The 18,129-nt window shown below is 43.9% G+C and carries 17 protein-coding genes; 11 read left to right on the plus strand and 6 right to left on the minus strand.

Going from position 1 to position 18,129, the window contains the following annotated elements:
- Nucleotides 1–179: 179 nt before the first annotated feature.
- From rpsG to ANSO36C_RS11950, 5 genes are all read left to right on the plus strand, one after another.
- Nucleotides 180–650: a 30S ribosomal protein S7 gene (gene rpsG, locus ANSO36C_RS11930; protein ID WP_094331156.1), complete on the plus strand. Its 471-nt coding sequence runs from the start codon at nt 180–182 to the stop codon at nt 648–650.
- A 139-nt stretch (nt 651–789) separates the two neighbouring features.
- Complete coding sequence (gene fusA / locus ANSO36C_RS11935; protein ID WP_251959707.1) at nt 790–2,868, plus strand: elongation factor G; 2,079 nt, start codon at nt 790–792, stop codon at nt 2,866–2,868.
- A 23-nt stretch (nt 2,869–2,891) separates the two neighbouring features.
- Nucleotides 2,892–4,121 (plus strand): elongation factor Tu, encoded by a 1,230-nt coding sequence (tuf, locus tag ANSO36C_RS11940; protein ID WP_251959708.1) that lies wholly within the window; start codon nt 2,892–2,894, stop codon nt 4,119–4,121.
- 183 nt (nt 4,122–4,304) lie between these two features.
- The gene (rpsJ, locus tag ANSO36C_RS11945; protein ID WP_017320518.1) at nt 4,305–4,622 is read left to right on the plus strand and encodes a 30S ribosomal protein S10; all 318 of its coding nucleotides are present in this window, start codon (nt 4,305–4,307) and stop codon (nt 4,620–4,622) included.
- A gap of 184 nt (nt 4,623–4,806) precedes the next feature.
- The gene (locus tag ANSO36C_RS11950; RefSeq protein ID WP_094349488.1) at nt 4,807–5,454 is read left to right on the plus strand and encodes an LON peptidase substrate-binding domain-containing protein; all 648 of its coding nucleotides are present in this window, start codon (nt 4,807–4,809) and stop codon (nt 5,452–5,454) included.
- Between the two features lie 135 nt (nt 5,455–5,589).
- On the opposite strand, the gene pheA is transcribed toward ANSO36C_RS11950, so the two are convergent.
- Nucleotides 5,590–6,465, minus strand: coding sequence for a prephenate dehydratase (gene pheA, locus ANSO36C_RS11955; RefSeq protein WP_251959709.1), 876 nt, complete (start codon nt 6,463–6,465; stop codon nt 5,590–5,592).
- A 226-nt stretch (nt 6,466–6,691) separates the two neighbouring features.
- On the opposite strand from pheA, the gene ANSO36C_RS11960 reads away from it, so the two are divergent.
- Both ANSO36C_RS11960 and ANSO36C_RS11965 read left to right on the plus strand, forming a co-directional pair.
- Nucleotides 6,692–7,078: a VOC family protein gene (locus ANSO36C_RS11960; RefSeq protein WP_251959710.1), complete on the plus strand. Its 387-nt coding sequence runs from the start codon at nt 6,692–6,694 to the stop codon at nt 7,076–7,078.
- 72 nt (nt 7,079–7,150) lie between these two features.
- Entirely contained in the window at nt 7,151–7,738 is a 588-nt protein-coding gene (locus tag ANSO36C_RS11965) for a DUF1997 domain-containing protein (RefSeq protein WP_251959711.1), read from the plus strand.
- A gap of 8 nt (nt 7,739–7,746) precedes the next feature.
- Here the strand turns inward: ANSO36C_RS11965 and ANSO36C_RS11970 are convergent, their stop codons facing one another.
- The 4 genes from ANSO36C_RS11970 to ANSO36C_RS11985 form a co-directional block, all read right to left on the minus strand.
- Entirely contained in the window at nt 7,747–8,403 is a 657-nt protein-coding gene (locus ANSO36C_RS11970; protein WP_251959712.1) for a ribonuclease HII, read from the minus strand.
- Nucleotides 8,404–8,411: 8 nt separating this feature from the next.
- The gene (locus tag ANSO36C_RS11975) at nt 8,412–10,589 is read right to left on the minus strand and encodes an Rne/Rng family ribonuclease (RefSeq protein WP_251959713.1); all 2,178 of its coding nucleotides are present in this window, start codon (nt 10,587–10,589) and stop codon (nt 8,412–8,414) included.
- A 937-nt stretch (nt 10,590–11,526) separates the two neighbouring features.
- Nucleotides 11,527–14,247, minus strand: coding sequence for a TIGR03960 family B12-binding radical SAM protein (locus ANSO36C_RS11980; RefSeq protein WP_251959714.1), 2,721 nt, complete (start codon nt 14,245–14,247; stop codon nt 11,527–11,529).
- A gap of 141 nt (nt 14,248–14,388) precedes the next feature.
- Nucleotides 14,389–14,718 carry an STAS domain-containing protein gene (locus tag ANSO36C_RS11985; protein WP_251959715.1) on the minus strand — a complete coding sequence of 110 codons (330 nt, stop codon included), beginning with the start codon at nt 14,716–14,718 and terminating at the stop codon, nt 14,389–14,391.
- Between the two features lie 471 nt (nt 14,719–15,189).
- Between ANSO36C_RS11985 and ANSO36C_RS11990 the strand changes: the two genes are divergently transcribed.
- Nucleotides 15,190–15,390 carry a hypothetical protein gene (locus ANSO36C_RS11990; protein ID WP_190938933.1) on the plus strand — a complete coding sequence of 67 codons (201 nt, stop codon included), beginning with the start codon at nt 15,190–15,192 and terminating at the stop codon, nt 15,388–15,390.
- A gap of 170 nt (nt 15,391–15,560) precedes the next feature.
- Here ANSO36C_RS11990 and ANSO36C_RS11995 read toward each other — a convergent pair whose 3' ends face one another.
- Nucleotides 15,561–15,977: a hypothetical protein gene (locus ANSO36C_RS11995; protein ID WP_251959716.1), complete on the minus strand. Its 417-nt coding sequence runs from the start codon at nt 15,975–15,977 to the stop codon at nt 15,561–15,563.
- A gap of 300 nt (nt 15,978–16,277) precedes the next feature.
- On the opposite strand from ANSO36C_RS11995, the gene clpS reads away from it, so the two are divergent.
- The 3 genes from clpS to ANSO36C_RS12010 all read left to right on the plus strand — a co-directional run bounded on the left by clpS (nt 16,278) and on the right by ANSO36C_RS12010 (nt 18,039).
- Nucleotides 16,278–16,559 (plus strand): ATP-dependent Clp protease adapter ClpS, encoded by a 282-nt coding sequence (clpS, locus tag ANSO36C_RS12000; RefSeq protein WP_069070124.1) that lies wholly within the window; start codon nt 16,278–16,280, stop codon nt 16,557–16,559.
- A 66-nt stretch (nt 16,560–16,625) separates the two neighbouring features.
- Nucleotides 16,626–17,450, plus strand: a complete 825-nt coding sequence (locus ANSO36C_RS12005; RefSeq protein ID WP_251959717.1) for a CPBP family intramembrane glutamic endopeptidase — start codon at nt 16,626–16,628, stop codon at nt 17,448–17,450.
- Nucleotides 17,451–17,571: 121 nt separating this feature from the next.
- Nucleotides 17,572–18,039 (plus strand): hypothetical protein, encoded by a 468-nt coding sequence (locus ANSO36C_RS12010; RefSeq protein ID WP_251959718.1) that lies wholly within the window; start codon nt 17,572–17,574, stop codon nt 18,037–18,039.
- Nucleotides 18,040–18,129 lie beyond the last annotated feature (90 nt).

The raw sequence follows: 18,129 nt of genomic DNA on the forward strand, positions 1-18,129 counted from the left end.
CTTGTGGTCGGAACATCTACCAAAAACTCTAATCCAAAATTGGCAGTCAATTAAGTCAGCCTTGCTGCAACAGTCGGAAACTTAATTTGAGAAAGTCTGAGGATTGAGTTCCACAGCTTTTAGTTTCCGGTGTCTGATAGCATATAATTTCGTTGCCAATTCCGAATTAAAGGTGAAGTATGTCTCGTCGTGGTGTTATTCAAAGGCGCCCAGTCCCGTCTGACTCCGTATATAACAGTCGCCTTGTGAGCATGATTATCAGGCGGATCATGCGTCATGGCAAGAAATCACTTGCCGCACGAATTGTTTATGAAGCATTGAAAACTATTGAGGAACGCACTGGTAACGGTGCTTTAGAAACCTTTGAAAGAGCGGTGCGAAATGCCACGCCTTTAGTAGAAGTAAAAGCTCGGCGAGTTGGTGGAGCAACCTACCAAGTACCAATGGAAGTGCGTACAGAACGGGGTACTACCCTAGCTCTGCGTTGGTTAGTGCAATATTCCCGCTCCAGACCAGGGCGGACAATGGCAAGCAAGCTGGCAAATGAGTTAATGGATGCTGCCAACGAAACTGGTAATGCGATTCGGAAACGTGAAGAAACGCACCGGATGGCGGAAGCTAACAAAGCATTCGCACACTATCGTTACTAAGTAGAAAAGCGATATATCGCCCTTCAGAAGCGGTATATCGTATGCTTTACAAAAAGAAGACGGTTTTCCCTAAAAGTATAGAATCTTAACAAAGAGTAATATACAAGATATCATGAGGCAAAAACTATAGGAGGTAGCTGTGGCACGCACGATCCCGCTAGAGAAAGTACGCAACATCGGCATCATGGCGCACATCGATGCCGGCAAGACGACGACGACCGAGCGCATCCTCTATTACACCGGCAAGTCCTACAAGATCGGCGAAGTGCACGAAGGCACCGCCACGATGGACTGGATGGAGCAGGAACAGGAGCGCGGCATCACGATCACGTCGGCCGCGACGACCTGCTTCTGGAACGACCACCGGATCAACATCATCGACACGCCCGGCCACGTCGACTTCACGATCGAGGTCGAGCGTTCGCTGCGCGTGTTGGATGGCGTAATCGCAGTATTTTGTTCTGTGGGCGGCGTGCAACCGCAGTCCGAGACAGTGTGGCGGCAAGCAGAACGCTACAAAGTTCCTCGGATAGCCTTTATCAATAAGATGGATCGCACTGGAGCGAACTTTTATAAAGTTCACGACCAAATTCGCGATCGCCTGCGTGCGAATGCGATCGCCATTCAACTACCAATTGGTAGTGAAAACGACTTCCGAGGTATCGTTGACCTAGTAGGGCAACGTGCGTATATTTACGCTAATGACCAAGGAACTGATATTCAGGAAACTGATATCCCAGAAGAGTTGCAAGCGCAGGTAGATGAATTCCGTACCAAGCTCATAGAAGCTGCGGCAGAAACCGATGATGCTCTGATGGCTAAGTACTTCGAGGGCGAAGAACTTACAGAACAGGAAGTTCGGACTGCCCTACGTAAAGGGACAATTGCGGGGACAATTGTACCAGTACTTTGTGGTTCGGCATTCAAAAACAAAGGCGTGCAGTTGATGCTGGATGCCGTTGTAGATTACCTGCCAGCACCAAGTGAAGTACCGCCAATTCAAGGCTTACTGCCCAATGGCGATACTGTTGAGCGGCGTGCTGATGACAACGAACCCTTAGCAGCTCTGGCATTCAAGATTATGGCTGACCCTTACGGTCGCCTGACATTTGTTCGCGTTTATTCTGGTGTCCTGAAGAAGGGCAGCTACGTTCTCAACGCTAGTAAGAATAAAAAAGAACGTATTTCCCGCTTAGTTCTCATGAAGGCAGACGATCGGCAAGATGTCGATGAACTGCGAGCGGGTGATTTAGGAGCAGCTCTGGGATTGAAAGACACCTTGACAGGTGACACACTCTGTGATGATGGATCACCAGTAATTCTGGAATCCCTATTCATTCCTGAGCCTGTGATCTCGGTGGCGGTTGAACCCAAAACCAAGAACGACATGGACAAACTGTCGAAGGCTCTGCAATCTCTCTCAGAAGAAGACCCTACCTTCCGTGTCCGCGTCGATCCGGAAACAAACCAGACCGTGATTGCGGGAATGGGAGAGCTACACCTAGAAATTCTAGTAGACCGGATGTTACGAGAATTCAAGGTGGAAGCGAATGTAGGTGCGCCACAAGTAGCTTACCGAGAAACAATTCGGAAAGCTGTGAACAAAGTTGAGGGCAAATTCATCCGCCAAAGTGGTGGTAAAGGTCAATATGGTCACGTTGTGATTAACTTGGAGCCTGGAGAACCCGGTACTGGCTTTGAATTTGTTTCCAAAATTGCTGGCGGTACAGTACCTAAAGAGTACGTTGGCCCCGCAGAACAAGGGATGAAAGAAAGCTGCGAATCCGGTGTTCTAGCTGGATATCCGTTGATTGACGTTAAAGCGACGTTAATTGATGGGTCATACCACGATGTAGACTCTTCAGAAATGGCTTTTAAAATCGCTGGCTCAATGGCGATGAAAGAGGCTGTGCTAAAAGCTTCACCTGTCATCTTAGAGCCTATGATGAAAGTTGAAGTTGAAGTTCCTGAAGACTATATGGGGAACGTCATTGGCGACCTCAACACCCGGCGAGGGCAGATTGAAAGCCAAAGCACCGAAAAGGGACTCGCTAAGGTAACATCTAAAGTTCCACTGGCGAGTATGTTTGGCTACGCCACTGATATTCGGTCAAAAACGCAAGGTCGGGGTACCTTCACGATGGAGTTCAGCCACTACGAAGAGGTGCCTCGCAGCGTAGCTGAAACTATCATTGCAAAAAGCAAAGGGAACGCTTAGTTAAAATAAGGAAATGAGCATTCATGGCACGCGCAAAGTTTGAAAGGAATAAACCCCACATTAATATCGGTACAGTTGGCCACGTTGACCACGGTAAAACTACCTTGACAGCAGCCATCACTATGACCTTGGCAGCTATGGGTCAAGCTGTAGCTAAAGGCTACGCCGACATCGACGCTGCGCCGGAAGAGAAGGCCCGCGGCATCACGATCAACACCGCGCACGTGGAATATGAGACGGCCAACCGTCACTACGCCCACGTCGACTGCCCCGGCCACGCCGACTATGTGAAGAACATGATCACCGGCGCCGCGCAGATGGACGGCGCGATCCTGGTGGTGTCGGCCGCTGACGGCCCGATGCCGCAGACCCGCGAGCACATCCTGCTGGCCCGTCAGGTCGGCGTGCCGGCCCTGGTGGTCTTCATGAACAAAGAAGATTTGATGGATGACCCAGAACTCTTGGAACTAGTAGAACTAGAACTTAGAGAACTGCTTTCTAGCTATGATTTCCCTGGCGATGATATCCCTATTATCAAAGGCTCTGGTCTGCAAGCTCTGGAAGCAATGACCAAGAATCCCAAGACCCAACGCGGTGAAAATCCTTGGGTAGACAAAATCTATGAACTGATGGATGCTGTAGATTCTTACATCCCCACTCCTGAGCGGGATGTTGATAAACCCTTCCTGATGGCTGTAGAAGACGTGTTCTCAATCACGGGTCGTGGTACTGTGGCCACGGGTCGGATTGAACGCGGTGTAGTCAAAGTTGGCGATAACGTTGAACTAGTGGGTATCAGAGATACTCGTGCTACTACCGTAACTGGGATTGAAATGTTCAAGAAGAGTCTTGAGCAAGGTATGGCTGGGGATAACGCTGGCGTACTACTTCGGGGTATCCAGAAGGCTGATATTGAACGGGGTATGGTAATTGCCAAACCTGGTTCGATTAAACCTCACAATGAATTTGAAGGTGAGGTTTATGTCTTAACAGAAAAAGAAGGTGGTCGTAAGACTCCATTTTTCGCTGGCTACCGTCCCCAGTTCTATGTGCGGACAACTGATGTAACTGGTACTATCAAAGCCTACACCTCCGATGATGGCAAAGAAGTAGAAATGGTGATGCCAGGCGATCGCATCAAGATGACAGTAGAATTGATCAACGCGATCGCTATTGAACAAGGAATGCGCTTCGCTATCCGCGAAGGTGGACGTACCATCGGTGCTGGTGTCGTCTCCAAAATTATCAAGTAGCACCTTTTCGCTCATAACAAAGGAGCAGAGATGGTCTTTATTGTGCCTCTCTGCTCCTTTCTCTTCCCTCTATAAATAAGGTAATAGGTTACAGGGGACAGGTAATAGTTTTCTGTAACCTATACCCTGTAACCTTTAACCTGTAAATACTCCCCTAATTACGCAGAACCTGGAAAATTAAAGATGGCAACTCTACAGCAGCAGAAAATTAGAATTCGCTTACAAGCTTTTGACCGACGCTTATTAGACACATCTTGCGAGAAGATTGTAGATACAGCTAACCGCACCAATGCTACAGCCGTAGGCCCAATTCCTTTACCAACAAAACGCCGGATCTATTGTGTGCTGCGATCGCCTCACGTAGATAAAGATTCACGGGAACACTTTGAAACCCGTACTCATCGCCGGATCATTGATATTTACCAGCCCTCTTCTAAGACTATTGATGCCCTGATGAAATTGGATCTACCATCAGGTGTAGATATTGAAGTCAAACTTTAATTTAGTCATTAGTCATTAGTACTCAGACAAACGACAAAAACAATAGTATAATTTTTTACACAGCCCTGAAGAAATATATCTCAGGGCTTTTATTTAGCCAGGAAACAAATGATAGAATGTAGATAAAGTACGGGAAAAGCAGAGAAAAAGAAATTTTAAAGATTAAGTTTATACCAAGATAACAATGACATCATCTTCTAAAATTGCAGTTCGTGAACTACCTCTGTTCCCGTTACCCGAAGTAGTTCTGTTTCCTACCAGACCGTTGCCTCTACACATCTTTGAATTTCGCTACCGAATCATGATGAACACGATTTTGGAGAGCGATCGCAGGTTCGGTGTTTTGATGTTCGATCCAGTCAAAGGTACAATCGCAAACACTGGTTGCTGTGCCGAAATTATTCATCACCAACGGCTGCCAGATGATCGGATCAAGATGATGACTTTAGGGCAGCAAAGATTTCGTGTATTAGAATATGTTCGTGAAAAGCCATACCGCGTTGGTTTAGTAGAGTGGATAGAAGACCAACCACCGACTAAAGATTTGCGACCTTTATCAACTGAAGTAGAACAACTACTGCGAGATGTTGTGCGTCTATCAGCCAAATTAACCGAACAAAATATCGAATTACCAGAAGATTTGCCTGATCTACCTACAGAGTTATCTTATTGGGTAGCCAGTAACCTTTATGGTGTCGCCGCAGAGCAGCAATTATTGTTAGAAATGCAAGATACTGTAACTCGTCTAGAGCGGGAAGCAGAAATTTTAACCTCTACTCGGAATCACTTGGCAGCTCGCGCTGTTCTCAAAGACACATTTAGTGAAAAGTGAAGAGTGAGGAGTTACAAGTTACGAGTTAGGAAGAAAAAACAAAAATAAAAGATCGACAACTTATAATTTATATTTCCTCAGCTAAATAACTCGTAACTCCTAAATCCGAAATGATAATTTTTAACTCTTAACTTCTCAAGTAACAGCGCTGATCGGCAAAACATTGTAAGCGCCAAGAATTTTTAAAATCTCTGTGTGGATAGTTAATTCTGCTAAAGCAGATTGCATTTGTGCTTCGTTGACATCCGCTTCTAAATCCATAAAAAATAAGTATTCGCCTAGCGATCGCTTCGTTGGACGAGATTCAATCCGGCTGAGGTTAATTCCTCGTTGAGCAAATATTTGCAAAGGTTTGAGTAATGCTCCGGGTGTGTTTGCAGGCATACTAAAAGCTAGCGATGTATGACTCGTAGGCTCTTTTGATGTTTGGTATCCAGCGTCCGCTTCAACCTGACTTACTACCCAAAAACGAGTACAGTTTTCTGGATAGTCGTTGATGCCACTAGCAAGGATCGGCAGGTTGTAAAGTTGAGCTGCTCTACTAGAAGCGATCGCTGCTGTTGTTGTCTCTTGCTCCAATCGCTGTAGTGCTTCGGTTGTAGAATTGCTGGGAATAATCTGTACAGATGAGAGAAACTGGTGTAACCATCCCTGACATTGTGCCAAAGCTTGCGGATGAGAGTAAACAGTTTTGATTTTATCTAAGCTAGACGCACAAGAAATTAACGTATGGACAATAGGTAATACTAAGGCTAACTGAATTTGCAAACTGTCCAACTGCCACAGTGTATCTAATGTCATAGTCACACTCCCTTCAATAGAATTTTCTACTGGCACAACAGCCAAGTGGGCTTGACCATCAGCAACGGCGTGCAGTGACTGAGAGATGGTGGGATAGGGATATAACCTAGCCTCAACTCCCGTACTTTTAGTTAGCCAGTTGACATAAAAAACAGCTGCTTGTTCTGCATAAGTGCCGGGAGGCCCTAAATGTGCGATCGATAAGGTCATGTGTTTATTAGTTATCTGTTTAATTTATAGACTATATCGTGAGTAAACCCACCCTTTCTTTATTGACCAAGAATATTGCTTTAATTTGATTTATTTAATTACATACTGGTCTTGTAAGTAGTGTAATTATACAGTTTGTACCTGTACAAAAGTGTGGGTGCTTGACTAGATAGAGCAAATGTACTACTTTAGCTTCAGTGGTTGTTTCAGCGAGAAATTAAAGATTATGAAGTTCTCTTACACAATTCTCTATGTGAAGGATGTTGTTCAATCGGTCGCTTTTTATGAAAAGGCGTTTGGTCTGAAACAGCAGTTTATTCACGAGAGCAAACAATACGCCGAGATGGAAACGGATGGAACAACTCTCGCTTTCGCCTCAAATGAACTTGCAAAATCTAACCTTCCCCAAGGATTCCAAGAAAACAGTCTCTCAAATCTACCTGCTGGTATTGAGATTGGTTTTGTAACAGACGATATAACAGCAGCTGTATCGCGTGCGATAGAAGTTGGTGCTGTGATTGTTGTAGATGCCAAAGTTAAGCCTTGGGGACAAACAGTGGCTTATGTCCGTGATTTGGATGGAATTCTTGTTGAAATTGCTAGCCAAATGTAAACTAAATTAAAAAAAATAAACATAATAAATTAATCAATAATAGAAGTATCAAACAATTACTTCCTTTAATTCATGGCTACCAAGTTTACTGCCTCCCAATCAGTGGAAATCGCTGTTCCAGAGCAGCCTATTGCCATTCAGCACTACTTGCGTCAGCCTCAACGTCTAGTTAAGGCTTTGGCTGATAACAGTAGAATTGAGCAGCTTTCTGAGGAAGTATTTCGCTTGAAAATGCGTCCGTTAACTTTTATGTCATTGAGTATTCAACCTACTGTAGACATGAGAGTTTGGGCAGAATCAAATGGAATAATTTATTTGCGATCGCTAGGCTGTGAAATCCTGGGTTTCGAGTATATTAACCAGCGCTTTGCTCTTAATTTAAAAGGGCATCTATCTCCCAAAGAGTTAAGCACTGGCACTCGCCTGCAAGGAAGGGCTGATTTAGAAGTGCTGGTGGATTTGCCACCGCCATTTTCCTTCACTCCTAAGCCAATTTTAGAAGCTACTGGCAATACTTTGCTCAAAAGCGTACTGTTATCAGTCAAGCAACGGTTATTAAATCAACTTTTGGCGGATTATCGCTACTGGGTGATATCACAAACTAAAGATAGAGGACTGGACGGTAACGGTACTGAATTGCCAATCCTGAATGCCGAGTAATTATTTAATCACTCAGCGTTTAGTACTTTGATTTGGCAAGGACGAAAAGACTGACGATGTAGGGGCGAAGGCCCGTATTGTTGCAAAGCCAGCAAATGTCGCTGGCTACCATAACCCTTGTTACACTCTAGGTTGTACATAGGGTATTTTAATGCTAAACGCATTACCAGCTCATCACGCCAAACCTTAGCAACAATACTAGCAGAGGCAATAGCGAGCGATCGCTCATCCCCTTTGACTATTGTTTGTTGCGGCAATAGCAAGTCTTTGATTGACTGATTGCCGTCAACCAAGCAAATTGCAGGCTGTACCTTTAACTTCAGCACAGCCCGCTTCATTGCTAACAGCGTTGCTTGCAAAATATTTATCTTGTCAATTTCGGCAGTTGAAGCAAACCCAATTTTCCAGTCTATAGCTAGCTCACAAATTTGCTGCGCTAGCTGAGTTCTCCGAGGACTAGACAACTTTTTACTGTCTTTAATTTTGGCTGCTATCAGTATTGGTAAAGCATGACTTGGTAATATCACTGCTGCTGCCACTACAGGGCCAAATAGGGCACCCCGCCCTACTTCATCTATACCTGCAACCAACCCTGGAATTCCTGAGAAGGTAGAAAACTCCAGCCAACTGGATTTTTCCAAGGGTGCTGGCGACGTTTCTACCATAAAACAAATTAATTATCTTCAATTGCGGAAGAACGACGGCGGCGGCGACGGCTAGCAGTGGCACTACTATTAGCTTCACTTTCATCTGCGACCTCGCTGGCGGCAGAGGTTTTCGCAGACAAACGTTCCGAAAGATTCGCAGTCAACTCCAATGGTTCAGATGGCTCTTCTATCAAAGATTTTTGTTCTGGCTCAATAACTTTTGGTGTCGGTATTTTGCTTGTGGTTATTTCAGGTGTTGCTTTTTGGGCAATAGTGATTATTTCCGGTGTCGCTTTTTGAGCAACAGTGGTTATTTCCGGTGTTGCTTTTTGGGCAATAGTTGATTCTGAGGTTGATTCAGTTGGGGTCGTTGGCAGTTGACCAGGCTGAATCACATTAATAATCACAGACTTGGTATTTTTAACCTCTTGCTCCAACTTCACCAAGGGAGATATTCCCATTAAGGCAAATATATCCTGTTCTTGGAGGCTCATTTCTACAGTTCTAATCTCCGGTGGTTCTACCACTGGCTTAATTGGTTCTGCTTTGATAACTTTAGTGCGCTCTACTCTTTCACTCCAACCTGGTTTACCAAGGGTGGGCGAGGGGAACTCTGGTGCAATTCCTAATTCTGGTTCAATATCAAGGTCTAAGTCTGGCTCATTGACAAAAGGTAGGGGATGGGCAATAACGCGAGCTTCATCTTTCCCGTTTAACCCGTTGATGCCGATTTTACTGCGGCGAGTACGGGTACGACGCTTGTTATCATTCAGTTCTTGATAACTAGGATGATTGATTAGATTTAGATTACTCAATTCCGGGTCGCCGTCAAATGCTTCCCCAAACCCATCATAGGTTTCTCGTGGTTCCGGGGTGCGGGCAGATGGCTGACGTGGTTCTCGGTGAGGTAGAGATACAAAACGCTCACGTTCTGGTGTGTCTGCCGGTATTGGCAATCGGTTTTCGATTTCTCCGGGGAGACGCACGGTATGTCCTAAACCGCCACAGGTAGGACAAGTTTCACCAAACAATTCGTAAATATTTTGACCCTGACGTTTGCGGGTCAATTCTACTAAACCTAGTTCGGTGAGTTGGGCAATCTGAGGACGAGCTTTGTCTGCTTTGAGTGCTTTATTAAAATGTTCGAGAACTTGTAGTTGGTCACGCCGCGATTCCATATCAATAAAATCAACAACGATCACTCCGGCAATATTCCGTAGACGCAACTGACGAGCAATTTCTGTTGCAGCTTCGCAGTTTGTCCACAAAACTGTTTCTCTAGCTGTTGCTGATCGCGTGAAGGAACCTGAGTTAACATCAATTACGGTTAATGCCTCTGTCGGCTCGATAATAATGTAACCGCCAGAAGGTAGGTCTACCCTTGGTTTCAGAGCTTCTCGAATGGCGGCAGTGATGCGGAAGTATTCTAAAATTGGGGAGCGATCGCGGTGATGGTCAATCAACAATCCCTGCGGTGTTTGACCGCCACTCCAATTTTGCAAGTACTGTTTGACGCGCTTCAAACCGGTACTGGAATCTACGACAATCCGATTGACATCCGCGCCGTACATATCCCGCAATACGCGCTGGATAAAGTCATCGTCTCGGTTAAGCAGTGCTGGGGCACGGGTGGAATGCGCTTCCTGCTGGATCGCCTCCCATTGCTTTTGTAGCAACTCCAAATCTTCCATAATTGCTTCTTCGGGTTTGCCTTCGGCTTCTGTACGCACGAGCAAACCCATTCCCGCCGGTTTGACCAAAATCGCTAGTGCCCGCAAACGGTTGCGCTCACTTTCACTTTTAATCCGTCGGGATAAATTTACACCTCTACCATAAGGCATCAGTACTACGTAGCGTCCGGGTAAGGTAATATTACCCGTGAGCCTGGGCCCTTTTGTCCCAGTTGGCTCTTTCATTACTTGCACCAAAACTTTCTGCTGTGGTGCTAATAATTCTGTAATTGCCGCTGCGGTACGCTTGAGCTTCAATGGCCCCAAGTCAGTGACGTGAATAAAACCGTTGCGCTCTGGGTCGCCAATATTGACAAAAGCTGCATCTATCCCAGGCAATACGTTTTCTACTACTCCTAAGTAGATATCACCTATTTGGTGATGACCGGTAGCAACAACGAGTTCTTGTATTTGATCTTCAGAAAAAACCGCAGCAATTTGGTGCTGCTCCGCGATGATAATTTGTTTTGGCATTCAATTTCCTCAAAAATTGGCAGCACTTATAGGTTTGAGGTTTGTTGTATCAAGCCCGGTTAATTACTTGTAATTCAAAACTCCCCGCGTCTTTGCGTCAGTTTTAATACCAGTTTTTTCTCGGTTTGATATTATATTTTTGCTGCCCTCACAACCCTCAAAAGGCGCTACTGATAATAAAAATCGCAAACCTGGGCTTCTAAGTTAAATAGCTATTGGCGCTCTTAAAAGCGTTTCCACGGCTGATTATTCTAGAACGGCTGCATATTGTTTAAGCAATTAAATCAACCGTCCGTGGTTGATTTGTGATGCAATACACTCAAATCTTGAGAGTTCTGAGTTGAAAGTTCTAAATCCTGAGTGAGCATTTTAACTCAGGACATTCATTTGAGAGTAACCTACTGAATTCGTTAAGAAAAAGAAACTATTTCTATGTTCCATTCCCCGGTTTTATCCTTAGGGTTATACTCAGCAACGCCAGTTACTACCCTACCTTGAGGCGTTCTAGCCTAACGCAAGCCGCGCTTTGCGCGTCTATGAACGTCTACAAGTTAGACCAACCGACGGCAGTTGCTTCAACTCTAAAAAACTAATGCACTAGCTTTTTGGTTCTACTGTGGATTAGACATTCAGCAGTTGCTTAAAAAGGATGGATTTAGAGAAGCTAACCGAGCCTGCTGTTAGTTACTGATTCACAAGGTAGCTATAGAGAAAGTGTGCATTCTTAAATTATGCTTTTTTTGTCTGGGATATAAATCCTAGAAGTTGCACTCTAATATCTTTGCTTTCGCCCCCTGGATACCAGGGTAGTGAACCAGCTAATTCAATGCAGCGCCAGAAAATTTCTCTTCACACTATTCTAACGCAACCTTACTAAAAATCAATTCCTATAAGCTGCCATGTCAGGACGAACTACTAGCAAGTTGCCCTACAGGGATTATACCGCTAAAATTAGCCGATTGCGGTGGATATGCAGGAGTTGAAATTCTACACTAGCCACTGTCTTTAGCATAAACAGGATTTGTTCGGGACGCAATAGCAAACCGTCCTGGCGATAGCTACCTAGATAACGGATCACGGATGACATAAATTCTGTTTTGCTATTGTGAGTTTCTACTAATTCTAGTTCAAACAAGCGATCGCGCAGATTTATTAATTGGCTCTTACCTGACTTAGTTGTTTGCTCGTACCAAAGTTCCTCTTTTGCTTTGATTGTATCAATCCAGTCTTGCCATTGTATGGATGTTGTTTCTTCAAGTGCTGCTACAGTAATCAAATACTCTGCGGACTCGAGCAGTTGGGTAGCGGCACTAGCTTTTAAATCTATCTGCTCCACATTATATATAGGTATGTCTGTGGGCATTTCACGAGCCAACTGTTCTCGGAAAGTATCAACCTCCACTGGCACTGTCAACTCAAAATCTGCAATTTCACCGCTGCTAGTAGCCCCTAGAGCCAAAGCAGTTGCTAAAGAAATCCGCGGCATTGGATGAAACCCACCTGTGAAAGCGATTGGTAAGCCTGCTCGCCGCACAATTCTGTCAAACAGACGGATTAAATCCAAGTGGCTGATCAAAGCCATATTACCCTGTTTTCCGAACCAAACTCGCAGCCTTTGGGCTTTAGTTGTATTGGGGATAAACTCGCCAGCGAATTTTGGGATCACAGGTGATTCAATCACGATGTTATGCCCAAAGTCAGTGCCACAGACACCACAATGAGAACAACCTTCAAAAGAGCAGTCGGGTACAATTGCTGCTTCTAAGGCGCGTTGTAAGTCTTCTTGGAGCCACTTTTTATCAATCCCGGTATCAATATGATCCCAAGGTAAGGGAATATCAAGGGAGTGGGGAGAGATGCGATTAATCCCGTCTCTATTGGGGAGAGATGCGATTAATCCCGTCTGTATAGGAGTTAGGAGTTGAGTATTTTCCCCATCTTCCGATCTCTTCTGCGCTTCTGCGTGAAACAAATTCCATTCGCCATTTTCTACTTGGCGGTATTTCCAATCTAAATCAGCTTGGGCGATCGCAGATCCCCAAGCATTAAAAGCTTGATCTAAATTTTCATACCAGGAATCCATGCCAGCACCCAATTCCCAGGCACGGCGCACTACTTTGCTTAAATTGCGATCGCCTCGTCCTACAAAGTCTTCCATTGCCGAAATGCGGACATCGGTAAAATTTACCTTCACTGCCTTTATCCGGCGGAATTCTTGCCGTAGTAAGTTTTGTTTTCGCTTAAATTCAGCCGTAGAAACTGAGTGCCACTGGAATGGTGTATGTGGCTTGGGCGTAAAGTTAGAAATTGTCAGGTTAAAGTTTAGGGGTTTTCTGCCTTTGCCTCGACATTCTCGCTGTAGCCAGCTGACTGTTTCCGCAATGCCCAAAACATCACCATCCGTCTCACCCGGCAAGCCAATCATAAAATACAACTTTATTTTATCCCAGCCTTGCTCCCAAGCGGTTTTTACTCCCCGCAACAATTCTTCATTTGTCAAACCCTTATTTACGATGTCTCGCATTCGCTGAGTACCAGCTTCTGGAGCAAAAGTCAGTCCACCTTGGCGCGTACCTCCCAGGATGTTGGCAATATTTTCATCAAATCTGTCTACCCGTTGGCTTGGTAGAGTCAAAGAAATGTTTTCATTTTTTAAGCGATTTTTGATTTCCATCCCTACTGCTGGCAGGGATAAATAATCAGAACAACTCAGAGATAGTAGGGAAAACTCATTGTAACCAGTTGCCCGCATACCTTGTTCAATTGCTTCTACAACCTTATCGGGTTCTACATCCCGTGCTGGTCGAGTCAGCATTCCTGGTTGACAAAAGCGACAGCCACGAGTACAACCACGCCGAATCTCTATGGTCAAGCGGTCATGCACTGTTTCTACGTAGGGAACTAACCCAATAGAATATGCTGGTATGGGAGTTGCAACCCGTCGCAAAATTCGTTTTGGCACGTCTGGGCGATGAGGATGAACTGAGCCATCCTCTGCCATGTCATAAAACTGAGGCACATATACACCTGGTATCTGTGCCAAATCCAGTAATAGATGTTCCCGGCTCAATCCTGCTTGTTTGCCTTCTTCCAACACCAAAGCAATTTCTGGCAGCAGTTCTTCTCCATCTCCAAGGGCGAAAAAGTCAAAGAAGTCGGCATAAGGCTCAGGATTGGATGTTGCTGTTTGCCCACCAGCAAAAATCAACGGAAACTGGGACTGGAGATTAGTAAATTCTCCCCCTGCTTCTTGGCGTTCTCGCCACGTCAAGGGAATTCCAGCCAAATCCAACATTTCAAGGATATTAGTTGCACCCAGTTCATAACTGAGGCTAAAGCCTAAAATGTCGAATTCTATCAGCGATCGCTTTGACTCTACCGCAAACAACGGCGTATTAGTTTCGCGTAGTTTGGTTGCCAGGTCTTGCCCTGGGAGGTAGGCGCGATCGCACAATTGACGCGGTTGGGCATTCAAGATGTTATAAAGGATGATGTGCCCTAAATTAGATGCACCGACTTCATACACTTCTGGGTAGGTTAAAACCCAATGTATTGCTGTCGTATCCCAAGGTTTGTGTACTGCTAATAGCTCGTTACCTAGGTAACGGGCTGGTTTTGAAATATCTGACGTTATTAATTTTTCAACTGCAACAACCACTGTGCTATCTTCTAGCTACCTTAATTACAGCTACCCAACCTTAGCATTGAATTAGGTCTTCTAACAGGTTTATCGTTGCAACTTACAACTCCTTTACATAAAATCCACTAATTGCCCGAATCTTTGTGCTTTTAGATCAAGTTATGTTTGGGTCAACTCAGCCTCACTATCTAATATTTCAAATACCCGATCGAGTTGCGTCAGTTCAAAAATAATTCTTATTGATGGAGCAATAGCACAAATTTGGAAACTCCGTCCTAAAGTAAGAGCCAGCTTGTGTGTAGATAACAATGCCATCAACCCCGCGCTGTCTAAGGATTCTACTGCTGCTAGGTCTACTACCAAGATGGAAACACCATTTTGTGCCAACACTGTAGTCATATCTCGTTCAAATTCCAAGGCGTTTGCAGCATTCAAAGACCCTTGGGGGCGAATAACTGCAATCTTGGGATAGTTAAGCACTGCTTGCATAGTTACATCCTGTTGAGAATTGTTGAAGCGTCAAGCTAAGGATTATTTGAACATAAACTCTATTTTGTAGCATCGGCCATACGTCTTAGCTCTCTTTGCTGAATCTTTATTGCTTTAGTCTCTCTGTTTAAAGATTGTTATAATTCCAGCTTGAAATGTGTTTATGTATACTTTTTTTTTATCTCAGTTCAAAAACAATCAACTATAGACAGCCATAGAGCAAACAAATTATCAGTAACTATGCTGAGAAAACTTGCTTAGTCTATAAATAAAGCTAATTTAGCTAATTCTTAACAGCAAGTTAAATCTCTCACCTTAGCGTTGCTGATCGCATACGGCAAAGTCATAGCGAATTATCTAACTAACTAATTGAATTGTGATATATATCACTAGTAAGTTAGTGTTTGGATCACTCTTTATACTTAGACTGATCTGGGATGATTAGTATCATATACGGTTGGGCTATTACTTATGAGAACTCAGTACGTTATTCGTAAATTGGTAGAAAAAGCTCTTGACATTAAAAAATTAACTCCTGAGATAGAGAATGAAATAAACTCAGAACTGACGGAACGGGGTTACATTTCTGATGTTGATTACGAAGCCCTAGAATTATTAATGGCAGAGATGGATGCTGGCCGAATCCAGTTGGTTCCTAGCCTGGGATATTAGAATAATTCGTAATTTGTAATTCGTAATGACGCTCGATGACTCGCTATCGCCCTTGGGTCTCCTTTTGAAAGATGACTCGTTAACGCTAGGCTATCGCCTTTGGCATTTCCCTAACTCTTGGAGACACTAGGCGAAGGTAAAAGACTCGCTAATGTAATTGGTAACTAAGTTTAGTCAGGGGGCCTACAAAAAATTCTGTTGTTGGTAATGTTGTCGGTATTAAATGCCCTAATCCCCAATCCCTCTTGATATGCTTGCCAAAGTTGGTGAATAAATTGATTGAGTTGCTGCTTGGCCGCTGAGTCAGGTTCAGTTTTTGGTTCTTTTGCTAAAACTTGGCTCAAGAAGGTAATTACTTCTGTGTCTAAAGCTGGCCGAAATAAATTGGCAGGCCAAAGTAGGTCAGACGCATCTCGCAAATCGGTAATTAGCGGCGATTCCTGAATAAAAGTAACCATTAATAAAGGACGCACCCAGCATAACTGGCGAGAAACTACAAATTCAATCACTTCTGCATACAGATTCTTGTCGCCATGCTCTAAAGACACAATTTGTCCTGGTTGAAGAAAATCTAGGCTAATGTCCATGATTATGCAGTTTGGGCAGGGGCAAGGATTATTTTGCAAATTCCTTAATCTTAAAAATAAAAATGCGCTACGTTTAAGGAAAGCTTCTATAAGATTAAGGTAGCACTCTCACGGCAACGATGTCTAAGACATCTGCCTCAGAAGTAGCTGTGCAAAACTAATACAACCAATTCCTCGCAGCAAAGGGTTTTTCTAGGATAGTATCTGAGCAGAAATACTATAGAATAGGTAAACAACTGTTGAGCGATCGCTAAACAGAAACTTTGTTGTAGTTAAGTAACGAGAAAAGAGCAAAGAGCCGTGTCAGTTGAAACTATTCAAAAGCCTTCCACAACCCGCAAGCTCGCGCCTCGGTATCGCGTTTTGCTCCATAACGACGACTACAACTCGATGGAGCATGTTGTGCAGTCACTAATAGCCACTGTACCAAGCCTTACCCAACCCCAAGCTGTGAGCATCATGATGGAAGCCCATACTAACGGGCTAGCTTTAGTCATTACTTGCGCCCTAGAACACGCTGAGTTTTATTGCGAAACATTGAAAAGTCACGGTTTAAGTAGCACGATTGAACCTGATGAATAGTTATTGGTCATTTGTCATTGGTCATTAGTCGAAGTATAGAGTATTGGCTGGTGACTTAACATTGGTATGAACAAAAACCTTGTCCGTTTAGCTGAACGCCCTGCCCCTATTAGGCTGGGTTGTTTTATTTTGACTTTATTGTTGCTATGGTTGCCATTGGCTACACCAATATACTTACTAGTGCATGATTCAAATTTAGAAAGTATATTGACATTGGTATTGTTATATGCAGTGTTTATTTTTATCTTGAGACTATGGGGTAAATATGTCTACCAGCAGCCCCAAATTCTGCGGCATTATGGCTTAGAATTCACACGACAAAACGGTGTGGATTTGCTGCGTGGCTTGGCTATGGGGATAATTAATATTCTGATACTTTTTGGTGTACAAAATTTGTTGGGTTGGTTGGTGTGGCAACAACCGAAAGTTTTTTTGCTGAAAGTGATTTTAGAGGGTTCACTTGTTGGCTTGGGCATCGGATTTGCTGAGGAATTGTTATTCCGAGGCTGGTTGTTAGATGAATTACAACGAGATTACAGTCCGCGTGTGGCACTGTGGACAGATGCAATTGCGTTTGCTACATTGCACTTTATTAAACCATTGGAGGCAATTATTCATACACTGCCGCAATTCCCAGCTTTAGTGCTGCTGGGGTTAACGCAAGTATGGGCAAAGCGTTGGCGCAGGGGACGCTTGGGTTTTCCAATCGGTCTGCATGGTGGTTTTGTATGGGGCTACTACATTATTAATGTTGGGGAATTAGTGAAATATTCTGGCCAAGTTCCTGATTGGGTAACTGGTGTGAATAATAATCCCCTGCAAGGAGTTATGGGGGTGTTGTTAATGAGTGTACTAGCTTTGTGGATACGAGGGCGAACAGTGAAAAATTAAAAATGGGTAATGAACTTGTGGAAAAATAAAATATCGGCTAAAAAGAAGCTACATTAATATTCCATTTAGCCAAAAGGCTTTTAGAGATTCAACATCAAACAAATATTTATGGTTAAAAATAATGGATTGTAGTCGTCTGGAATATATAAAAAACGTCAATGATGATGGTGATGTTTGGGCGTATGAAGGTTATCTTATTGGATCTTACTTTCGGTTGAACTTTAAAAAGAATGAGGCTACAGGTGTAGATAATCACGCCTTTAACTTACCAAAAGGATCTCTTATCATCCTGTCTCAAAAACGACCTGAGTACGAGCGATACTTGACGCACGTAGTTGAACTGGTTAATGAAGGAAGTGAAGATAAGCCCCAATGGAAAACAGATACATGGGGTATTTTCCGATGGGTTAAGGTTCATTGGATTGCTGATTTCGACAATCCCAGCCGTATTCCCCTGGATCAGAAGGAAATGAGAGCCGAGTGGGGTCGGTTTAACACTAAAGCTAAATTGTTGTCTAGTGAAAACTTGATGAAGCAGTGGGGTAGTATCGATAAATTAAGAACGCACTTAGGAGAAGTTTTTAATTAAACGATCGCCATAATTCACCTTGCGCGATCGCACCTAGGGCACATTTTTGACTAAGATAATTCCTTCACCACACCATCTGTGATGTTTTTC

This window comes from Nostoc cf. commune SO-36 (assembly GCF_023734775.1).
GTDB classification, from domain to species: domain Bacteria; phylum Cyanobacteriota; class Cyanobacteriia; order Cyanobacteriales; family Nostocaceae; genus Nostoc; species Nostoc commune_A.